At 70.5% G+C, this 18576-nt stretch carries 19 protein-coding genes; 3 read left to right on the top strand and 16 right to left on the bottom strand.

The features are described 5' to 3' along the window. Window positions 1–78 precede the first annotated feature (78 nt). Window positions 79–1440: a dipeptidase gene (locus IE212_RS25670; protein WP_190200316.1), complete on the top strand. Its 1362-nt coding sequence runs from the start codon at window positions 79–81 to the stop codon at window positions 1438–1440. Window positions 1441–1544: 104 nt separating this feature from the next. On the opposite strand, the gene IE212_RS25665 is transcribed toward IE212_RS25670, so the two are convergent. The 16 genes from IE212_RS25665 to IE212_RS25590 form a co-directional block, all read right to left on the bottom strand. Then, window positions 1545–2225 carry a DUF3618 domain-containing protein gene (locus tag IE212_RS25665; RefSeq protein WP_190200315.1) on the bottom strand — a complete coding sequence of 227 codons (681 nt, stop codon included), beginning with the start codon at window positions 2223–2225 and terminating at the stop codon, window positions 1545–1547. Continuing rightward, on the bottom strand, window positions 2201–2617 hold the full coding sequence (locus IE212_RS25660; protein WP_190200314.1) for a phage holin family protein: 417 nt from the start codon (window positions 2615–2617) through the stop codon (window positions 2201–2203). Before IE212_RS25660 ends, IE212_RS25665 begins: the two co-directional genes overlap by 25 nt. 3 nt (window positions 2618–2620) lie before the next feature. Further along, the gene (locus tag IE212_RS25655) at window positions 2621–3283 is read right to left on the bottom strand and encodes a hypothetical protein (RefSeq protein WP_190200313.1); all 663 of its coding nucleotides are present in this window, start codon (window positions 3281–3283) and stop codon (window positions 2621–2623) included. Between the two features lie 214 nt (window positions 3284–3497). Further along, complete coding sequence (locus IE212_RS25650) at window positions 3498–4601, bottom strand: ABC transporter ATP-binding protein (protein ID WP_190200312.1); 1104 nt, start codon at window positions 4599–4601, stop codon at window positions 3498–3500. 26 nt (window positions 4602–4627) lie between these two features. Continuing rightward, entirely contained in the window at window positions 4628–5731 is a 1104-nt protein-coding gene (locus IE212_RS25645) for an ABC transporter ATP-binding protein (protein ID WP_190200311.1), read from the bottom strand. A 26-nt stretch (window positions 5732–5757) separates the two neighbouring features. Continuing rightward, complete coding sequence (locus IE212_RS25640; protein ID WP_190200310.1) at window positions 5758–6750, bottom strand: ABC transporter permease; 993 nt, start codon at window positions 6748–6750, stop codon at window positions 5758–5760. Window positions 6751–6825: 75 nt separating this feature from the next. After that, window positions 6826–8511: an ABC transporter substrate-binding protein gene (locus IE212_RS25635; RefSeq protein ID WP_190200309.1), complete on the bottom strand. Its 1686-nt coding sequence runs from the start codon at window positions 8509–8511 to the stop codon at window positions 6826–6828. A 74-nt stretch (window positions 8512–8585) separates the two neighbouring features. Next, on the bottom strand, window positions 8586–9617 hold the full coding sequence (locus IE212_RS25630) for an ABC transporter permease (RefSeq protein WP_190200308.1): 1032 nt from the start codon (window positions 9615–9617) through the stop codon (window positions 8586–8588). A 305-nt stretch (window positions 9618–9922) separates the two neighbouring features. Then, window positions 9923–10966, bottom strand: a complete 1044-nt coding sequence (locus IE212_RS25625) for an NUDIX hydrolase (protein ID WP_190200307.1) — start codon at window positions 10964–10966, stop codon at window positions 9923–9925. 148 nt (window positions 10967–11114) lie between these two features. Then, window positions 11115–11333, bottom strand: a complete 219-nt coding sequence (locus IE212_RS25620; protein ID WP_190200306.1) for a hypothetical protein — start codon at window positions 11331–11333, stop codon at window positions 11115–11117. A 76-nt stretch (window positions 11334–11409) separates the two neighbouring features. Next, complete coding sequence (locus tag IE212_RS25615; protein ID WP_190200305.1) at window positions 11410–11625, bottom strand: hypothetical protein; 216 nt, start codon at window positions 11623–11625, stop codon at window positions 11410–11412. 50 nt (window positions 11626–11675) lie between these two features. Then, complete coding sequence (locus IE212_RS25610) at window positions 11676–11951, bottom strand: hypothetical protein (protein ID WP_190200304.1); 276 nt, start codon at window positions 11949–11951, stop codon at window positions 11676–11678. Between the two features lie 109 nt (window positions 11952–12060). Beyond that, complete coding sequence (locus tag IE212_RS25605; protein WP_190200303.1) at window positions 12061–14454, bottom strand: ATP-binding cassette domain-containing protein; 2394 nt, start codon at window positions 14452–14454, stop codon at window positions 12061–12063. A 75-nt stretch (window positions 14455–14529) separates the two neighbouring features. After that, window positions 14530–14949 carry a VOC family protein gene (locus IE212_RS25600; RefSeq protein ID WP_190200302.1) on the bottom strand — a complete coding sequence of 140 codons (420 nt, stop codon included), beginning with the start codon at window positions 14947–14949 and terminating at the stop codon, window positions 14530–14532. 10 nt (window positions 14950–14959) lie between these two features. Further along, on the bottom strand, window positions 14960–15433 hold the full coding sequence (locus IE212_RS25595) for a helix-turn-helix transcriptional regulator (protein ID WP_373301430.1): 474 nt from the start codon (window positions 15431–15433) through the stop codon (window positions 14960–14962). Window positions 15434–15566: 133 nt separating this feature from the next. Continuing rightward, entirely contained in the window at window positions 15567–16520 is a 954-nt protein-coding gene (locus IE212_RS25590) for an ROK family protein (RefSeq protein ID WP_190200300.1), read from the bottom strand. A 163-nt stretch (window positions 16521–16683) separates the two neighbouring features. On the opposite strand from IE212_RS25590, the gene IE212_RS25585 reads away from it, so the two are divergent. Both IE212_RS25585 and IE212_RS25580 read left to right on the top strand, forming a co-directional pair. Beyond that, complete coding sequence (locus IE212_RS25585; RefSeq protein WP_190200299.1) at window positions 16684–17748, top strand: LacI family DNA-binding transcriptional regulator; 1065 nt, start codon at window positions 16684–16686, stop codon at window positions 17746–17748. A gap of 7 nt (window positions 17749–17755) precedes the next feature. Then, entirely contained in the window at window positions 17756–18559 is an 804-nt protein-coding gene (locus tag IE212_RS25580) for a hypothetical protein (protein WP_190200298.1), read from the top strand. Window positions 18560–18576 lie beyond the last annotated feature (17 nt).

Raw genomic sequence — 18576 nt, 5'->3', positions numbered from 1 at the left:
GCCGACCTGGTCACAGGCCACTGTGGGAGGATCTACAGCACTCACCGCTACAACGTCGCACCCACGAGGAGCGTGCCCATGTCGTCGAATCCGGTCGCCGAGACCGTCGCCTCGCTGATGCCCAGGGCGAAGGAGGAGCTCGCCGAACTGGTGGCCTTCCGGTCGGTGGCGGACTTCGACCAGTTCCCGAGGAGCGAGAGCGAGGGCGCCGCACGCTGGGTCGCCGACGCGCTCGCCGCCGAGGGCTTCAAGGACGTGGCCCTGCTCGACACCCCCGACGGCACGCAGTCCGTCTACGGCTGTCTGCCCGGCCCGCAGGGTGCCAAGACCGTCCTGCTCTACGCCCACTACGACGTGCAGCCGCCGCTGGACGAGGACGGCTGGACGACCCCGCCGTTCGAACTGACCGAACGGGACGGGCGCTGGTACGGGCGAGGGGCCGCCGACTGCAAGGGCGGCCTGGTCATGCATCTGCTGGCCCTGCGCGCGCTGAAGGCGAACGGCGGCGTGCCCGTCACCGTGAAGGTGATCGCCGAGGGCTCGGAGGAGCAGGGCACGGGCGGCCTCGAGCGGTACGCCGAGGAGCACCCGGAGCTGCTGGAGGCCGACACGATCGTCATCGGCGACACGGGCAACTTCCGCGTCGGCCTGCCGACGGTCACGTCCACTCTGCGAGGCATGACCGCGGTCCGCGTACGGGTCGACACCCTGGCCGGCAATCTGCACTCGGGCCAGTTCGGCGGTGCGGCGCCCGACGCCCTCGCCGCGCTGATCCGCGTCCTGGACTCGCTGCGTGCCGAGGACGGTACGACGACCGTCGACGGACTGACCGCGGACGCGGCCTGGGAGGGGCTGAGTTACGACGAGGAGCAGTTCCGGCAGGACGCCAAGGTGCTGGACGGCGTGGAGCTGATCGGCTCCGGCACGGTCGCCGACCGCATCTGGGCTCGGCCGGCCGTGACGGTCCTCGGCATCGACTGCCCGCCCGTCATCGGCGCCACCCCTTCCGTGCAGGCGAGCGCCCGTGCGCTGGTCAGCCTGCGGGTGCCGCCGGGGGTGGACGCGGCCGAGGCGACCAAGCTGCTCCAGGCTCATCTGGAGGCGCACACGCCGTGGGGCGCGCGGCTGAGCGTCGAGCAGATCGGGCAGGGCCAGGCCTTCCGCGCCGACACCACCAGCCCCGCCTATCAGGCGATGGCGGACGCGATGGCGGTCGCCTACCCGGGTCAGCGGATGCAGTACGCCGGCCAGGGCGGCTCCATTCCGCTGTGCAACACGCTCGCCGCCCTGTATCCGCGGGCGGAGATCCTGCTCATCGGGCTGAGCGAGCCGGAGGCGCAGATCCACGCGGTGAACGAGAGCGTCTCCCCCGAGGAGCTGGAGCGGCTGTCGGTGGCGGAGGCGCTGTTCCTGCGGAACTACGCGGTCAGCGCGGGCTGAGTCCGCCGGCGCCACAGGGCCGGGCCCGGGCCTTGCACACGGCCGGGCCCGGGCCTTGCACAGGGCCGGGCCCGGACGATTTCAGGACACGCTCCCGCCCCGGCTCAGGTGGGGCCGCTCTGTTGCCGCCGCGCCTCGTCCGTGACCTGCCTGCCGGATTCACGGGCCTGGTCGGTCACTCGGGTGGCTTGGTCGCGGGCCTCGTCCTGAGTGGTACGTGCGGCGTCCGCCGCCGTGTCCTTCACTTCCCGCGCCGCGCTCTGCGCGGTGTCCTTGGCCTCTTCCTTCAGTTTCTGAGCGGAGTCGAGTGCGGCCTGCTTCACCGGCTCCAGCGCCTCGCCACTGCCCTGCATCACGTCGGCGGCCTTCTGCTGCTCCACCTCTGAGGCGGGCAGCATCGAGGCGACCAGCATGCCGGTGCCGAAGGCGATCAGGCCCGCGCCCAGCGGGCTGCCCTGGGTCTGGCGCATGGCCTGGTCCGGTGCCTGCCGTACGGCTTCCCCGGCCTGCCCGGCCATGTCGCGAGCCGTCTCGGCCGCCTGCTGGGTCCCTTCCTGCAGCGAGCCGGCCGCCGACTGGGCGCCGCCTCTGACTCCGTGGGCGGTTTGTGCGGCGGAGCCCATGACCCGCTCACGCATGCCCGAGACCGCGCCGCGCATCCTCCGGGTGCGGCGGCGGACCACACGCCGGGGGCTGGCCCGCTCCGCGAGCCGGTCCACGTCCGCGGACAGCCGCTCCCGAGTCGCGCCGATCTCGGCCCTCATCTGGTCGGATGACGTGCCCATTGCGCATTCTCCTTCATGGTTTCGACTGTCTGCTCGGGCTTCGGTGACACGGTGCGCATCCGCGTGCGGCCCCGCTGGTACAGGACGGCCGCGATCACGGCCCACACGGCGGTGACGATCAGGGCGGCCCAGCCCCCGTCCATCACGTTGGCCAGCCCCAGCACGGCGGCCAGTGACAGGAACAGGAGCACCATGTAGCCGGCGAATCCGGCGCCGCCGTACATGCCGGCGGCCTTGCCCGCCTTGGTGGCCTCCTCCTTGACCTCCGTCTTGGCCAGTTCGACCTCCTGGCGGAACAGGGTCTGGACGTCCGTCGTGACGTCGGACAGCAGCTCGCCCACCGAGCTGTCCCGGCCGTGCGCCCGGGTCGGGCTGGACTGGAGCGAGGACATCGCTCACACCTCCGGATACGGACGGGACGGCGCACCGCCGGAGGGCACACCGGGAGCCGGCGGGGCCTGTGGCGGAGCCGGGGCCACCGTCGGCGGCGACTCCCGCCCGGTGCCGGGCGGCACCTGCTCCGGCGTCCGCGCGGCCTCCTGATGCCCGTTCCCGGAAGACCGGTCGGCCTTGGCCGCCACCTTGACCAGCCGTCCTACGGCCAGCCCGGCCAGGAGCGCACCTCCCAGGAAGGCTCCGGGGCGGCGGCGGGCGAAATCCTGGACATCGGCCAGGACGCCCTCGACTCCCTGCTTCTCCAGGTAGTCGGCCGCCCGGTGACCACCATCGGCCGCCTGCCCCGCCAGGCTGCGGGCAGGTGAGTCGCTCTGGGCGTTCTCCGCCAGTCCGGACAGGTCGTCCGCCCACTGGCGGAGCGTCCCGGCAGCCCGCTTGCTCTGCTCCTCGACCTCGCTCATCGCGCGGCTTCGCAGGTCGCGGACCGCGACGCCGGCCTGCTGCCGCGCCTCACCCGCAACCGCCCTGGCCTGATCCGCGGCGGTACCCGCGAGCTGTCCTGTGGCTTGCCTCGCCTCACCGGCGGTGGCCGACGCCTCTTCCCGGGCCGTGTCGCCGGTCTGTTGCAACCGCGCCGCGTTGCCCTGCACTGCGTCACTCATCAGCCACTCCTCCTCGACACCCGTTCACACGTTCACACGTTCAGTCCGATTTATTCACGAGTGTCTTCTATGCCCGCATTCACACGTGAAAAGGAGGATTTCTTGGCCGTGCACAGGCCGTCGGCGCCATGGCGTTCGCCTTCACGGCGGTGCACCATGCTCCGGCTGCCACGACGACGTGCCGCGATCTTCAGCCGCCGCCATTCCGGCCGCGTCAGGACTTCCCCTCGGGCCCGGCGAGCGCCGGGTCCAGGACGATGTCCTCGGCCCGCGCCCGGACCGACGGCTCCTCGGGAAAATGACAGGCGGTCAGATGGCCTGCCGCGCTGCCGTCGGCCCTCAGCAGGGGCGGTTCCTCGGCGGCACACCTGTCCCGGGCCTTCCAGCAGCGGGTGCGGAAGCGGCAGCCGGAGGGCGGGTCGATCGGTGAGGGCACGTCCCCGGCCAGCCGGATGCGCTCGCGCCGCCGCATGGCGTCGGGGTCGGCCTCGGGGACGGCGGACAGCAGCGCGTGGGTGTAGGGGTGCCGGGGACGGGTGTAGAGGGACTCCCGGTCGGCGACCTCGACGATCTTGCCGAGGTACATCACGGCGACCCGTTCGGAGAAGTGCCGTACGACGGCGAGGTCGTGGGCGATAAAGACGAAGGCGATCCCGAACTCCCGCTGGAGGTCCTGGAGCAGGTTGACCACCTGGGCCTGGATGGACACGTCCAGCGCGGAGACGGGCTCGTCGGCCACGATCAGCTTCGGCCGCAGGGCGAGGGCGCGGGCGACGCCGATGCGCTGGCGCTGGCCGCCGGAGAACTCGTCGGGGTAGCGGTTGTAGTGCTCGGGGTTGAGGCCGACCGTCTCCAGCAGTTCCTGGGCCCGCTTCTTGTGGCCCTGCGGCGGGTTGACGCCGCCCAGCCGCATGGGCGTTTCGATGATGGTGCCGACGGTGTGCCGGGGGTTCAGCGAGGAGTACGGGTCCTGGAAGATCATCTGCAGGTTGCGGCGGGCCCGCGCCATCCGCGCGGCGGGCTGGTGGGTGATGTCCTCGCCGTCGAAGACGACTGATCCGCCGGTGGGTTCGAGCAGCCGGGTGATCAGACGGCCCGTGGTCGACTTGCCGCAGCCGGACTCACCGACGAGCCCCAGCGACTCCCCCGGTCCGACCGAGAAGTCGATGCCGTCGACGGCGCGTACGGCCCCGACCCGCCGCTGGAAGATGATGCCCTGCCGCAGGGGGAAGTGCTTGTGCAGACCGCGCACTTCGAGGAGGTTCTCTCCGGCCGGGCGGTCGGTCGTCCGCCCGGTGAGGGGCTGGGTGGTGCTCACGGCGTGTTTCCTTTCGTCCGCCGCCGTCACCGGGCGGCCCGTGTGGTGCCGGTACCGCGTTCTTCCGTTAGGCCGGTCCCGCCGCGGATCTCCTGCCTCGCCGCGTCGGTGAGATGGCACGCGGTGAAGTGCCCCGCGGCGCCGGCGACGGGGCGCAGCTCGGGCCGTTCCACGGTGCAACGCCCTTGAGGAACCCAGCCCTTGCAGGCGCAGCGCGGGTGGAAGGAACAGCCGTCCGGCCGGTTGATCGGACTCGGCGGTGTGCCGGGGATCGGGTTCAGCCGTTCGCCGACGTCGCCGGTGAGGTGCGGCATCGACTGCAGCAGGCCCCAGGTGTAGGGGTGCTGGGGTTGCGTGAGCACCTCGCGGGAGGTGCCGTACTCGATGCGGCGACCGCCGTACATCACCAGGATGTCGTCGGCGACGTCGCTGACCACGCCGAGGTCGTGGGTGATGATGACGACGGCGGAGCCGAACTCCTCCCGCAGATCGCGGATCAGGTCCAGGATCTGCGCCTGGACGGTGACGTCCAGGGCGGTGGTGGGTTCGTCGGCGATGAGCAGGGCGGGGTCGCAGACCAGGGACATGGCGATCATGGCGCGCTGGCGCATACCGCCGGAGAACTGGTGCGGGTAGTCCCTGACCCGGCGTTCGGGCTGCGGGATGCCGACCCGCCTCAGCATCTCCACGGCGCGGTCCCTGGCCTCCTTCTTGGACACCTTGTGGTGCACGCGGTAGGCCTCGGCGATCTGGGAGCCGACCGTGAAGAAGGGGTGCAGCGCGGACAGCGGGTCCTGGAAGATCATGGAGACCGTGCGGCCGCGCAGGGCGCGCATCTCCGTCTCGGGCAGGGCGACGAGTTCCCTGCCCTCCAGCCAGATCTCGCCCGACACCTGGGCTCGGGTGCCCTTGTGCAGTCCGAGCAGGGCCAGTGATGTCACCGACTTGCCGGATCCGGACTCGCCGACGATACCGAGGGTTCTGCCCTTCTCCAGGGTGAAGGAGACGCCGTCGACGGCACTGACGAGGCCGTCCTCGGTCGGGAAGTGCACCCTCAGGTCACGGACGTCGAGGAAGGGTGCGGGCGCGGGCGCGAGGCCGGCGGGCCGCGGTGAGGTCGATACGGACACGGTTGTTCCCAAGGACGAGGAAGGGCTCAGGCGAGGCGCACGCGCGGGTCGACGAGGCCGTACACCAGGTCGACGACGACGTTGGCGAGGACGACGAAGCTCGCGGCGAAGAGCGTGGTGCCGAGGATGACCGGCAGATCGGAGTTCTGCACGGAGTCGACCGCGAGTTTGCCGATGCCGTTGATGCCGAACACCGACTCGGTGATGACGGCTGAGCCGCCGATCAGGGAGCCGACGTCCATGCCGAAGATGGTGATGATCGGGGTGATGGCCGCGCGAAGTCCGTGCTTGAGGACGACGGTGGCGGCCGGCAGGCCTTTGGCGCGGGCGGTGCGCATGTAGTCCTCGGCGAAGACCTCCAGCATGGAGGAGCGGCTGAGCCGGGTGTACATCGCGAGGTAGACGATGACCAGGGTGGTCCACGGCAGGATCAGGCCCTTGAACCAGCCGGCCGGGTCCTCGGTGATCGAGGTGTACCCGGAGGCCGGCAGGATCTGGAACTTGTCGACGAAGAGGTACAGCAGCAGCAGGCCGATGAAGTAGATCTGCACCGACACGCCGAACAGGGCCAGTCCGACCGCCGCCTTGTCGGCGGCCCTGCCCCTGCGCACCGCGGCGACGGTGCCGAGGCCCACGCCCAGGACCAGGAAGGCCACCGCGGCTCCCAGACCGAGGGAGAGGTCCGCCGGGAAGTCCGACAGCAGGGTGGTCAGGACCGGGGTGTCGGTCTGGAAGGAGACACCGAGGCAGGGCGCGCCGCAGTGGATGCGCACGCTCTGGTCGCCGAAGTCACGGCCGGCGAACAGCCCCTTGAGGAACTCCCAGTACTGCGTGAGGTAGCCCTGGTCCAGGCCCAGAGAGTGCTTGATCTCCGCGAGGCGCGAGGGGGAGCACGTCTTCCCGCAGGCCAGGAGGGCGGGGTCGGACGGCAGCGCGAAGAAGACGAAGAAGGTGATCGTGGTGATCACCAGCATGATCAGGGCCGCTGCCAGCAGGCGTCTGACGAGGTAACGAAACATGGGGTGCCGGGACCTGACGTGAGTGGGATGCCCGCCGGCGGCCGGGGCCGCCGGCGGGGCTGAAGAACAGGTGCGTCAATGCTTGACGTAGACGTGGACCAGGCTCGGCTCGGCCAGGATCGTGTCGGGGATGACCCCGCCGACCTTGGAGCCGGACATGTCGCTGAAGTTCATGTACGTCAGCGGGACCACGGCGGCGTCCTTGAGGATCTGCCGGTCCATCTGCCCGTAGGCGGCGTTGCGCTGCTTGACGTCCGTCATCCCGGCGGCCTTGTCGATCAGCGCGTTGACCTTCGGGTCGTTCAGGTACGACAGATCCTGGTTGGCCTGCGGGTTCTTCTTGATGAGCCGGCCGTCGAAGAGAGTGGGCAGCACGGTGGAGGCGTTCGGCCAGTCGGCGATCCAGTCGCCCCAGGTCAGGTCGTACTGGTTCTTCACGTTGTCGACGGTGCTGAAGTAGTCGGCAGCGTCGATCGGGGAGATGTTGACGTGGATGCCGATGCGCCCCAGCGCGGTCTTCACCGCGTCGGCGAAGTGCTCCTGGGTGGGGGTGTTCTCCACGGCGATCGACATGGCCGGCCTCGGGTTGCCGGCCTGCTGCATCAGCTCCTTGGCCTTGGCGAGGTTGCCCGCCGGATTGGCGCTGTACAGGTTGAACTTCCGGTATCCGCCGATGCCGGGGCTCAGCATCGTGGTGGCGTAGTCGCCGTACGCCGAGCCGCCGAAGGCACCGCGGACCGTGGTCTTGTCGATGGCGTACTCGATCGCCTGGCGGACCTTCAGGTCCTTGACGCGGGTGGTGTTGATGGCCAGGTAGTTGATGCCGGGCGCGGGGATCTTGTAGTAACGGCTCTTCAGCGAGGGGTCGCCTGCCAGCTGGGCCAGGTCGGAGCCCGCGATCGGCCACTGCTGGATCGAGGTCCGCGCGGTGCCGGCGTCGGCCTTGATCTGCTGGTCGATGGCTGCCTCGTCCTGGCCGAACTCGACGTCCATCTCGTCGACGTTCTGCTGCCGGATCGGGTCGGTCGACTGGGACCAGTGCGTGTTGCGGGTGAGGATCAGTTCCTTGTTCTTTGTGTACGACTTGATCATGTACGGGCCGTCGGACCAGACCTTGGTGTCGTACGTCGAGCCGGTGTCATGGGCCTTGGGCACGGCGGACCAGCCCGGCATCGCGGTGGTCTCGTTGAAGTCGGCCACCGGCTGGTTCAGGTGGAAGACGATGGTGTACATGTCCGGCGTCCGGATGGAGCCGAGTTCCTTGCCCTGGTAGGGGCCCTTGTAGTCGGCGCCGCCGACGAGCCACTGGGAGGCGTAGGGCGGGCCGCCGTTGATGTCGGAGGAGAAGAACCGCTCGACGCCGTACTTGACGTCCGGTGCGGTGACCTCGGTGCCGTCCTGGTATTTGACGCCGTGCCGCAGGTGGAAGGTCCACACCGTGGCGCCCTTGCTGGGCGTTCCTGTGTCGGTCGCCAGGTCGCCCACCAGCTTCGGCTTCGGACCCGTCTCGTCCCAGCCGGTGAGGGTGCGGACGATCTCCTCATCCATGCTCGAGCCCTCGGTCGTGTAGACGCGCTGGGGGTCGAGGTGGTCGAAGTCCGCCTTGTCCAGGATGGTCAGCGTGCCGCCCTTGCCGGGAGCGCCGCTGCCGCTGCCGCTGGAGGGCCCTGCGCATGCGGTGGCTCCGAGGGCGATCACCACGGCGGTTGCCGAGAGAGCGACCGTGCGCGATCTGCGCGTGGTGCGCGGTGTGCGCGTCATTGGGGAAACTCCGTTCTTGCTACGGGCGAGGCGGCCGTTGGTGGGACCGCCGGGCCGACACTCGGGGGTGCTTGTCAGCCGCGCCTGGCACGGGGGTCCAGGGCGTCCCGGACGCCGTCCCCGAGGAGGTTGAGCGCCAGGACCAGGAGGAGGAGCAGGATGCCGGGCACGAAGAGGTACATCGGGTCCTGCAGGAAGAACTGGGAGGCGTCCGACAGCAGCGCTCCCCAGTCGGGGCTGGGCGGGATGACACCGACGCCCAGATACGACAGGGCCGCCTCGGTGGTGATGTTCTGCGGGACGGCGAGCGCGAAGGAGATGAGGACCGGCGCCCACAGGTTGGGCAGCAGCTGCCGGAAGAGGATGTGCCGCCGGCCTGCGCTCATCAGCCGGGCGGCGTCGACGAACTCCCGCTCGCGCAGGGACAGTACCTGTCCGCGCACCAGGCGGGCCGTGTAGGCCCACGCGAACACCGCGATGTTCAGGACCAGCACGAGCAGGCGGAGGTTCTCGTCCGTGCCGCCGTGGCTGTCGGTCTGCAGCGCGTTCTGGATGACCGGGGTGAGCGCGATGATGAACAGCAGCTGCGGAAACGCCAGCATCACGTCCATGACCCGGGACAGCAGGGAGTCGACCCAGCCGCCGAAGTAGCCGGCCGCGAGCCCCGCCACGACACCGACGGCCGTGGAGAGCACGGCCGAGGCGAAGCCCACGTAGAGGGAAGTGCGCAGGCCGTAGACGACGCGGGCGAAGAGGTCGTAGCCCGTGCCCGGTTCCACGCCGAGGAGATGCTCCGCGCCGATGCCGCCCAGCGACCCGTAGGGGAAGTTGCCCGTGTCCGGGTTGATCGCCTTGTTGTCGGGGGTGATCGGTCCCCAGCCGGTCAGCGAGGTGAGGACCGGAGCGAGCAGTGCGACCGCGATGAACAGGAGGGTGGCCACCAGGGCGACGGTGGTGACCTTGTCCCGCCTGATCCGCTTCCAGGCCATCCGGGCCGGTGAACGCCCGGCGACGACCGGGCCGCCGGGTCTGGAATCCTGTGTCGGCGGCTCGGTCGGCGGCGCGGTGCCGCCACCGGTGTCGACCGGCTGGTGTTGCGTGGTCATCGTACTGACATCCCGGATCTGCCCCTGGGGCAAGGAAATTGATCGGCGGTCGTGAACGCCGCCGTGAGACATTGCGGACTTTCGCAATGGCACTTGAGTCCGGTCAAGGCGAGCAGGGGCCGGGAAAGGGATTGTTTGCCGTCATGGAGGAGTGTTGACGCGGGCTGGGAATGTGATTACCCGGAGCCTGAAGGAGTGCGGGGGATTCCTTGGGCAGCGATTGGCGGTGACTGCGGCGCCGTTTCCTCTTGCTTCTCCTTCTGAATCCCCCACCCCGGGTAAAGTGCACTTCGGACGGGCCGGCTTCAGCCGACCGGTACTCCGGCTTCCAGATAGATCGCCGCCCCGCGTTCGCGTGCCCGCAGCGCCCAGCGCAACCGCTCGTAGCGCACCGGGGGCAGCAGTTCGGCCGCCTCCTCCTCGGTGACGAACCGCCAGTCGCGCAGCTCCGGCCCGGGCAGCACCAGCCGTCCGGCGTCCGCGGAGTCGAGGAGGCCGCCGTCGAAGAGGAGCCGCAGACCGCCGAATCCGGGGGGTGCGGGGCGTTCCCAGTCGACGACGAGCAGGGTCGGCGGCTCGTCGAGGCGGATACCGGTCTCCTCTGCGACCTCCCGCACCCCGGCACGCGCGGGCGCCTCACCGGGCTCGACGACCCCGCCGGGGAACTCCCAGCCGGGCTTGTACGTGGGGTCGACGAGCAGCACGCGGTTCCGCTCGTCGAAGAGGAGCACACCGGCGGCGACTGTCTCGGCGGTGGGCTCGGGGGTCTGCACGATGTCGCAGGCGGGCACGGAGCCGTTGCTCACGGCCTCGGCGATACGGGCGGCGGCCTGGTACGGCGTGAGGTCGCTGGTGTCGACCGGGTGGGCGTCGGCGGTGAGCCAGGAGGCGAGGGCCGCGCGGTACGGCTCGATGTGGTCGAAGGACCACTGACGTATTCGCGCCTCGCCGTCGGGAAGGTCGGGTGGTACCTCGCGGCCCGCTATACGTTCCCGCAGGATCGTTTCGGCCGGAGTGAGCAGGATATGACTGACTTCGATCCTGCGGGCGGCCAGACCGCCGAAGATCTCGTCGCGGTACTCCTGACGCAACAGGGTCATGGGGACCACCAGGGTTCCGCCCAGCTCCGCGAGCATCGCGGCCGCGGTGTCGATCACGAGCCGTCGCCAGATCGGCAGGTCCTGGAAGTCACCGACCGCGGCGAGGTGTTTGGGTGGCAGCAGGTGGGCGAGCGCACCGCCGATGACCTCCGGGTCGAAGAGCGTGCTGTTCGGGATCAGTTCGATCAGTTCCCGTGCGGTGGTGGTCTTCCCCGCACCGAACGCGCCGTTGATCCAGACGACGGTCACAGGTCCCCCTCTGCTGTTGGCCCCCTGAGGCTTGCCCGCTCCACCCTGCCACGGAAACCAGGTCCAGTTGAGGGCGCATGACAACGGCGCCGGCGCTCCCCTCACGCGGGAAGCGCCGACGCCGTGGGCCCGGAACCGGAGCGGATCGTCAGCCCTTCTTCTTCGCCACCTTCTTGGTGGCCCTCTTGACGCCGTCCTTCTTGGCCACGGAGAGGCCGTCCTTGGCGACGGTCTGGTCGAGCGTCTTGAGGGTGTCGTCCACGCTGATGGGGCCGAGGCCCTCTCCGACGGCATGCGAAGGAGTGACCGCCGCGACGACGAAGCCGGTGGCGAGGGAGGCGATGGCGAGCATGCTGCGCTTCTTCATGCTCGGCACAACTGCGAAAGGCGCCCCGGGGTCACGCGACTGGTCCATCCGGGGGAAGCGGCACCGTCACGCGGAGTCAGCGGCCCCAGGTGCCGGGCCCGCCGCCGCGCCACTCGATCAGCCCCGACGCCGCCGCGTACGCCTCGTCCGCGTCCTCGATGCCCGCCCTCCGCAGGAACTCGGCGACGTCCAGCAAACCGTACGCGATCCCGAGAAACCGGCCGTCCACGCTGACCCGCCGGCCGCCGTCCGCGGCGGGCGGGTGGACCACGACGGGTTTCACGGACGCCATGGCACCAGGGTGCGCGCCCACGGTGCCGCGGGCTCGCCGGAGTGGGCCGTTCAGCCGGCTTTCCGCGGCTGCCGGAACTCGTGGACGTCGGCGGTGAGGGTGCCGTCCTGCTGTTCGTAGTGGGACAGGGCGAGACCGAGGCCGAAGAACGTCGGGGCCCACTCGCCCACGAAGATGCCCCAGCGGTCGGCGCGGGCGAGGCCGGTGCCGTGCTCCATCTTCAGCGAGCCCACCCAGGCGACGACGCTCAAACCGACGGAGGCCACGGCGGCCATGTAGGCGTGCTCGCTGCGGACGCCCATCTCGTGCATCTTCTTGATGATCATCTGCGGCTCCGTTCTCTGTGGGGTTCCAGGGAACGGAGTGCCCCGTGAGTCGTCACGCTATTCACTTTTGCTCCCGCTATGTCCGTAATTGGCGGTTCCGGAGCCTCGCTCAGGCACCGACGTAGGCCGCGAGGTGCTCCCCCGTCAGGGTCGAGCGGGCCTTGACCAGGTCCGTCGGCGTGCCCTCGAAGACGACCCGGCCGCCGTCGTGTCCGGCGCCGGGGCCCATGTCGATGATCCAGTCGGCGTGCGCCATGACCGCCTGGTGGTGCTCGATGACGATGACCGACTTGCCCGAGTCGACGAGCCGGTCGAGGAGTCCGAGCAGCTGTTCCACGTCAGCGAGGTGGAGGCCGGTGGTGGGCTCGTCGAGGATGTAGACGCCGCCCTTGTCGGCCATGTGCGTGGCCAGCTTGAGCCGCTGCCGCTCGCCGCCGGACAGCGTGGTGAGCGGCTGGCCGAGGGTGAGGTAGCCGAGCCCGACGTCGGCGAGCCGCTCCAGGATCCGGTGCGCGGCCGGGGTGCGGGCCTCGCCGTCGCCGAAGAACTCCTCGGCCTCGGTCACCGACATCCCGAGCACCTCGCTGATGTCGCGGCCACCGAGGCGGTACTCCAGCACCGACGCCTGGAACCGCTTGCCCTCGCAGTCCTCGCAGGGGGTGTCGACGCCCGCCATCATGCCCAGGTCGACGTAGATGACGCCGGCACCGTTGCACGCCGGGCAGGCGCCCTCGGAGTTGGCGCTGAACAGGGCCGGCTTGACGCCGTTGGCCTTCGCGAACGCCTTGCGGATCGGTTCGAGCAGTCCGGTGTAGGTCGCGGGGTTGCTCCGCCGTGAGCCCTTGATCGGGCTCTGGTCCACAGCGACCACCCCCGCGTCGGCCGGGATGGAGCCGTGCAGGAGGGAGCTCTTGCCGGAGCCGGCGACACCGGTGACGACGGTGAGCACCCCGAGGGGGATGTCGACGTCGACGTGCCGGAGGTTGTTCGCCGACGCGCCGCGGATCTCCAGCGCGCCGTCCGGCACGCGGACCGTCTCCTTGAGCGCGGCCCGGTCGTCGAGATGACGGCCGGTGACGGTGTCCGCCGCCCGCAGCCCCTCGACCGTGCCCTCGAAGCAGACGGTGCCGCCGTCCGCACCGGCGCCCGGACCGAGGTCGACGACATGGTCGGCGACCGCGATCGCCTCCGGCTTGTGCTCGACGACGAGCACCGTGTTGCCCTTGTCCCGCAGGCGCAGCAGCAGGTCGTTCATCCGCTGGATGTCGTGCGGGTGCAGTCCGATGGTGGGCTCGTCGAAGACGTAGGTGACGTCCGTGAGCGAGGAGCCGAGGTGGCGGATCATCTTGACGCGCTGCGCCTCGCCGCCCGACAGCGTGCCGGCCGACCGGTCGAGCGAGAGGTAGCCGAGGCCGATCTCCACGAACGAGTCGAGCGTCCCCTGCAGGGGGGTGAGCAGGGGCGCCACCGAAGGCTCGTCGAGGCCACGGACCCATTCGGCCAGGTCACGGATCTCCATCGCGCACGCGTCGGCGATGGAGATCTCCTTGATCTTGGAGGATCGGGCGCCCTCGCTGAGCCGGGTGCCGTCGCAGTCGGGGCAGACGGTGAAGGTCACCGCCCGCTCCACGAACGCCCGGATGTGCGGCTGCATCGCCTCCTTGTCCTTGGACAGGAACGACTTCTGGATCTTGGGGATCAGCCCCTCGTAGGTGAGGTTGACGCCGTTGACCTTGACCTTGGTCGGCTCCCGGTAGAGGAAGTCGTGCATCTCCCTCTTCGTGAAGCTGCGGATCGGCTTGTCCGGGTCGAGGAAGCCCGACCCGGCGTAGAGCCCCACGGTCCACACGTTGTCCGACTTCCAGCCGGGGATGGTGAACGCGCCCTCGGCGATCGACTTGGAGTCGTCGTAGAGCTGGGTGAGGTCGATGTCGGAGACCTTGCCGCGGCCCTCGCAGCGGGTGCACATGCCGCCGGTGCGCTCGAAGGTCGCCTTCTGGGCCTTGGTCTTGTCGCCGCGCTCGACGGTGATCGCGCCGCTCGCCCGGACCGAGGCGGTGTTGAAGGAGTACGCGCTGGGCGGGCCGATGTGCGGCTCGCCGAGGCGGCTGAAGAGGATGCGCAGCATCGCGTTGGCGTCGGTGGCGGTGCCGACCGTGGAGCGCGGGTCACCGCCCATGCGCTGCTGGTCCACGGCGATCGCGGTCGTCAGCCCGTCGAGGACGTCGACCTCGGGCCGGGACCGGTTCGGCATGAAGCCCTGGAGGAAGGCGGGGTAGGTCTCGTTGATCAGCCGCTGCGACTCCGCGGCGATCGTGTCGAACACGAGCGAGCTCTTGCCCGAGCCGGAGACGCCGGTGAACACCGTGAGCCGGCGCTTGGGGATCTCGATGCTGACGTCCTTGAGGTTGTTCTCGCGCGCGCCGTGCACGCGGATCACGTCGTGGCTGTCGGCGACGTGCGGCCCGGACGACATGGCGTTCGTCCTCGTGGCCATGCTCATCGGTCTCCCTCTCTTCTACGAACCCGGCTCGGGCGGTGCGTCGGTCAGCGGGACTGCTGCTGGGTGGGCTCGCGCCTACTGAGTCGGCTTGCGCTCCTGAATGCGGATCATGTTGCCCGCGGGGTCGCGGAAAGCGCAGTCGCGCACCCCGTAGGGCTGGTCCATGGGCTCCTGGACCACCTCGGCGTCGCCCGCCTGTACCCGCTCGAAGGTGCCGTCGACGTCGGGCGTGGCGAGAACGAGGCTGGCGTAGGTGCCCTTGGCCATCATCTCGGCGATGGTCTTGCGCTCGTCCTCGGTGACACCGGGGTCGGCGGCCGGCGGATGCAGGACGATGCTGGTCTCCGGCTGGCCGGCGGGGCCGACGGTGATCCAGCGCATCCCCTTGAACCCGACGTCGTTGCGGACTTCGAAGCCGAGGGTGTCGCGGTAGAAGGCCAGGGCGGCGTCCGGGTCGTCGTGCGGAAGGAAACTGGCGTGAATGGTGAGGTCCATGGCCATCACGCTAGTTCCGGCCCGGGGCGGGCGCTTCTCGATTCCTGACCGGTCTCGTCACCTGCTTCGACACGCAGGACGGGATTCCCGCCGTGGCCTGGTTCGCCGCGCGCCGGTAGGCACTGGGCGGCATACCGACCAGCTCGGTGAAACGCGTGCTGAACGTGCCGAGGGAAGAGCAGCCGACCTCGAAGCACACCTCGGTGACGCTGAGGTCGCCACGGCGAAGCAGCGCCATCGCGCGCTCGATGCGCCGGGTCATGAGATAGCTGTAGGGCGATTCCCCGTAGGCGAGCTTGAACGCGCGGCTGAGGTGCCCGGCCGACATGTGCACCCCCCGGGCCAGCGCCTCCACGTCCAGGGGCTGCGCGTACTCCCGGTCGATCCGGTCCTTGACCCGGCGCAGGCGGGCGAGATCGTGCAGGCGCTGCGCCGGGGCGGGTCTGCTGCTCACATGCGCGATCGTGCCACATCGCACGGGCATTCGGTCGTTTTCCGGGGGAAACCCGGTGTCCTGGACCGGCGCAGCTCAGGAACGGTTCGTTCCGCCTCAGGAACGGTTCGTTCCGCCTCAGGAACGGTGGAAAACCGAGCCGCTGGAACGTTCCTGCCCGGTCTCAGACACCCGCCGCGGCCGCGTCCGTCCGTCGGTTCATCGCGGCCGCCGCCGCGCCCACCAGACCCGCGTCGGTGCCCATCCGGGCCGGTGCCACCGTCAGGTGCCGGACGAAGGACAGCGTCGCGTAGGCGCTCAGGGCCTTGCGCAGGGGCGCGAAGAGGACCTCGCCCGCCTTGCCCACTCCCCCGCCGATCACGGCGATCTCGATCTCCACCAGGGTCGCGGTCGCGGCTATCCCCGCGGCCAGGGCCTGGGCGGCCCGCTCGAACGAGGCCACGGCGACCGGATCACCGGCCCGGGCCGCGGCGGCCACCGCCGCGGCGGACGCGTCGCCGTCGGGGCCGGGCCGCCAGCCGTTCTCCACGGCGCGGCGGGCGATGTTGGGGCCGCTGGCGATGCGCTCCACGCATCCGCGCGAGCCGCACGGGCACGGATCGCCGTCGATGTCGACGCTGATGTGGCCGATGTGGCCGGCGTTGCCGGTGGGCCCGGGATGCAGCCGGCCACCGAGCACCAGACCGCCGCCGACGCCCGTGGAGACGACCATGCACAGCGCGTTGTCGTGACCCCGGGCGGCGCCCTGCCAGTGTTCGGCCGCCGTGATCGCCACCCCGTCGCCGATCAGCTCGACTGGCAGTCCCCCGGCCGCGGCCCGGACATGCCCGACGAGCGGGTAGTCGCGCCAGCCGGGTACGTTCACCGGGCTCACCGTGCCCGCCGGCCTGTCCACCGGCCCCGCGCTGCCGATCCCCACCGCCGCGGCACGCTCCCACAAGGGCGACACGGTGAGCTCGCCGAGCACCTCCTCGACAGCCCGCATCACGGTGTCGCCGTCCTCCCGGGCGGGCGTCGGCCGCTGGGCGCGGACCAGGATCCGGCCGTGGCCGTCCACCAGAGCGCCGGCGATCTTGGTGCCGCCGATGTCGAGCGCGGCCACGAGGTCGGTGTGCATCAGTGTCGGATCTCCCGCTCGACGGTGAAAAGGACTGGACCGGCCGGGCGGTGGGGCGCCGTCCGGAGATGACGGTGGACAGTCTCCCCCGAGCCTGACAACGTTGTCCAGGCCCTATGCTCGACGCCACATCCTCATACAAACCCAGGACCGACGCACCCCCGTGGACGACAGGACAGGACACCGCACCGTGCCCCAGACCAACCTCCGATCCGCAAGGCGCTACGGCACCCGCCCGACCATGAAGGACGTCGCGGCACGCGCCGGGGTCGGACTCAAGACGGTCTCCCGGGTCGTGAACGGGGAGCCGGGCGTCACACCGGAGACGGAGCGCCGGGTCCAGGAGGCGATCGACGCCCTGGGTTTCCGCCGCAACGACAGCGCGCGGGTGCTGCGCAAGGGCCGCACGGCGAGCATCGGCCTGGTCCTGGAGGACCTCGCGGACCCCTTCTACGGTCCGCTGAGCCGGTCGGTCGAGGAGGTGGCCCGCGCGCACGGCGCCCTGCTGATCAACGGTTCCAGCGCGGAGGACCCGGACCGTGAGCAGGAGCTGGTGCTGGCGCTGTGCGCGCGACGGGTGGACGGGCTGGTGGTGATCCCGGCCGGTGACGACCACCGGTATCTGGAGCCGGAGCTCAAGGCGGGTGTCGCCACGGTGTTCGTGGACCGTCCGGCCGGGCACATCGACGCCGACGTGGTCCTGTCGGACAACTTCGGCGGCGCCCGGGACGGGGTCGCCCACCTCATCGCGCACGGGCACCGCAGAATCGGCTTCATCGGCGACATGCCCCGGATCCACACCGCCGCGGAGCGGCTGCGCGGCTATCGGGCGGCGATGGAGGACGCGGGCATACCCGTGGCGGGTTCCTGGATGTCGCTCGGCGCCACCGACCCCGAGCGGGTGCGCAGGGCCGCCGAGGAGATGCTGTCCGGTGCGGACCCGGTCACCGCGGTGTTCGCGGGCAACAACCGGGTGACGGTCACCGTGATCCGGGTGCTCGCCGAGCATGCCCGCCCCGTCGCCCTCGTCGGATTCGACGACATCGAGCTCGCCGACCTGCTCCAGCCGGGCGTCACGGTCGTCGCCCAGGACGCGGCGGCCCTCGGCCGTACCGCCGCGGAACGCCTCTTCCGGCAGTTGGACGGCACACTGGTCACACCGGAACGTATCGAGCTGCCCACCCGGTTGATCAGCCGCGGCTCGGGTGAGCTTCCCCCGGCGGACTGAGCTTGTCATGGATCACGACGCCGACCGCACACTGCGGGCACTCGGCCTGGCCGAGGCGCCGCGTGAGCATCCTCTGCTCTATCCGGGCGCGTGGCCGGCCGGCTCCGGGCTGCTCGACGGGGACCGCTTCCTGCCGCTGGACCGGACGTGGTACGCGGACCGCACACCGGTGCTCGCCATCGGCTCGAACGCCTGCCCTGGGCAGTTGCGGCACAAGATGCTGGAGTTCGGGATCATGTCGCCGATCCCGATGGTGAGGGCCCGGGTGACCGGCGTCGACGCCGGTGTCTCGGCGCACGTGAGCCGTATGGGATACGTGTCGGCCTCGCCGGTCAGCGCCCCGGACACGGTGCGGGAACTGTTCGTCCTCTGGCTCGACGACGAGCAGCTCGCGGTGATCGACGCCAGCGAGGGCGCGCCGGTGCCGGGCGGGAACTTCGACCGGGCCTGGCTGCCCGCGCCCGACGTGCGGATAGGCCTCGCTGACGGCACCCGCCTGCCGGGCGCGTACGCCTACGTCAACCGGCACGGTGTCCTGCACGACGGCACCGGCAAGCCGCGCACCCACCCGGGACAACGGGAGATCCTCACCGAACTGCTCATCGGCCTGCCACGCCTGCGGGAGCTGTTCGGCGTCGTGCCCGAGGAGTTCTGTGAGCGGGCGCGCGCCGACCGGCGGTTGTGCGAGCGCGGCACGCGGCTGTTCATCGAGGAGAAGCTGGTGACGGCCTCCGGTCTTGAGCGGTACGTGGCCGCCTCAGCGCACGACGGGAGCCACGGGACGGGCGCGTCGCCGCAGCCCCTGACGTAGACACCACCGAGGCGGCG

Origin of the sequence: Streptomyces djakartensis (assembly GCF_014651075.1) — a bacterium.
Classification (GTDB): domain Bacteria; phylum Actinomycetota; class Actinomycetes; order Streptomycetales; family Streptomycetaceae; genus Streptomyces; species Streptomyces djakartensis.
Note: the sequence above shows the minus strand (reverse complement) of the source record. Positions and strands in the feature narration are given on the sequence as shown.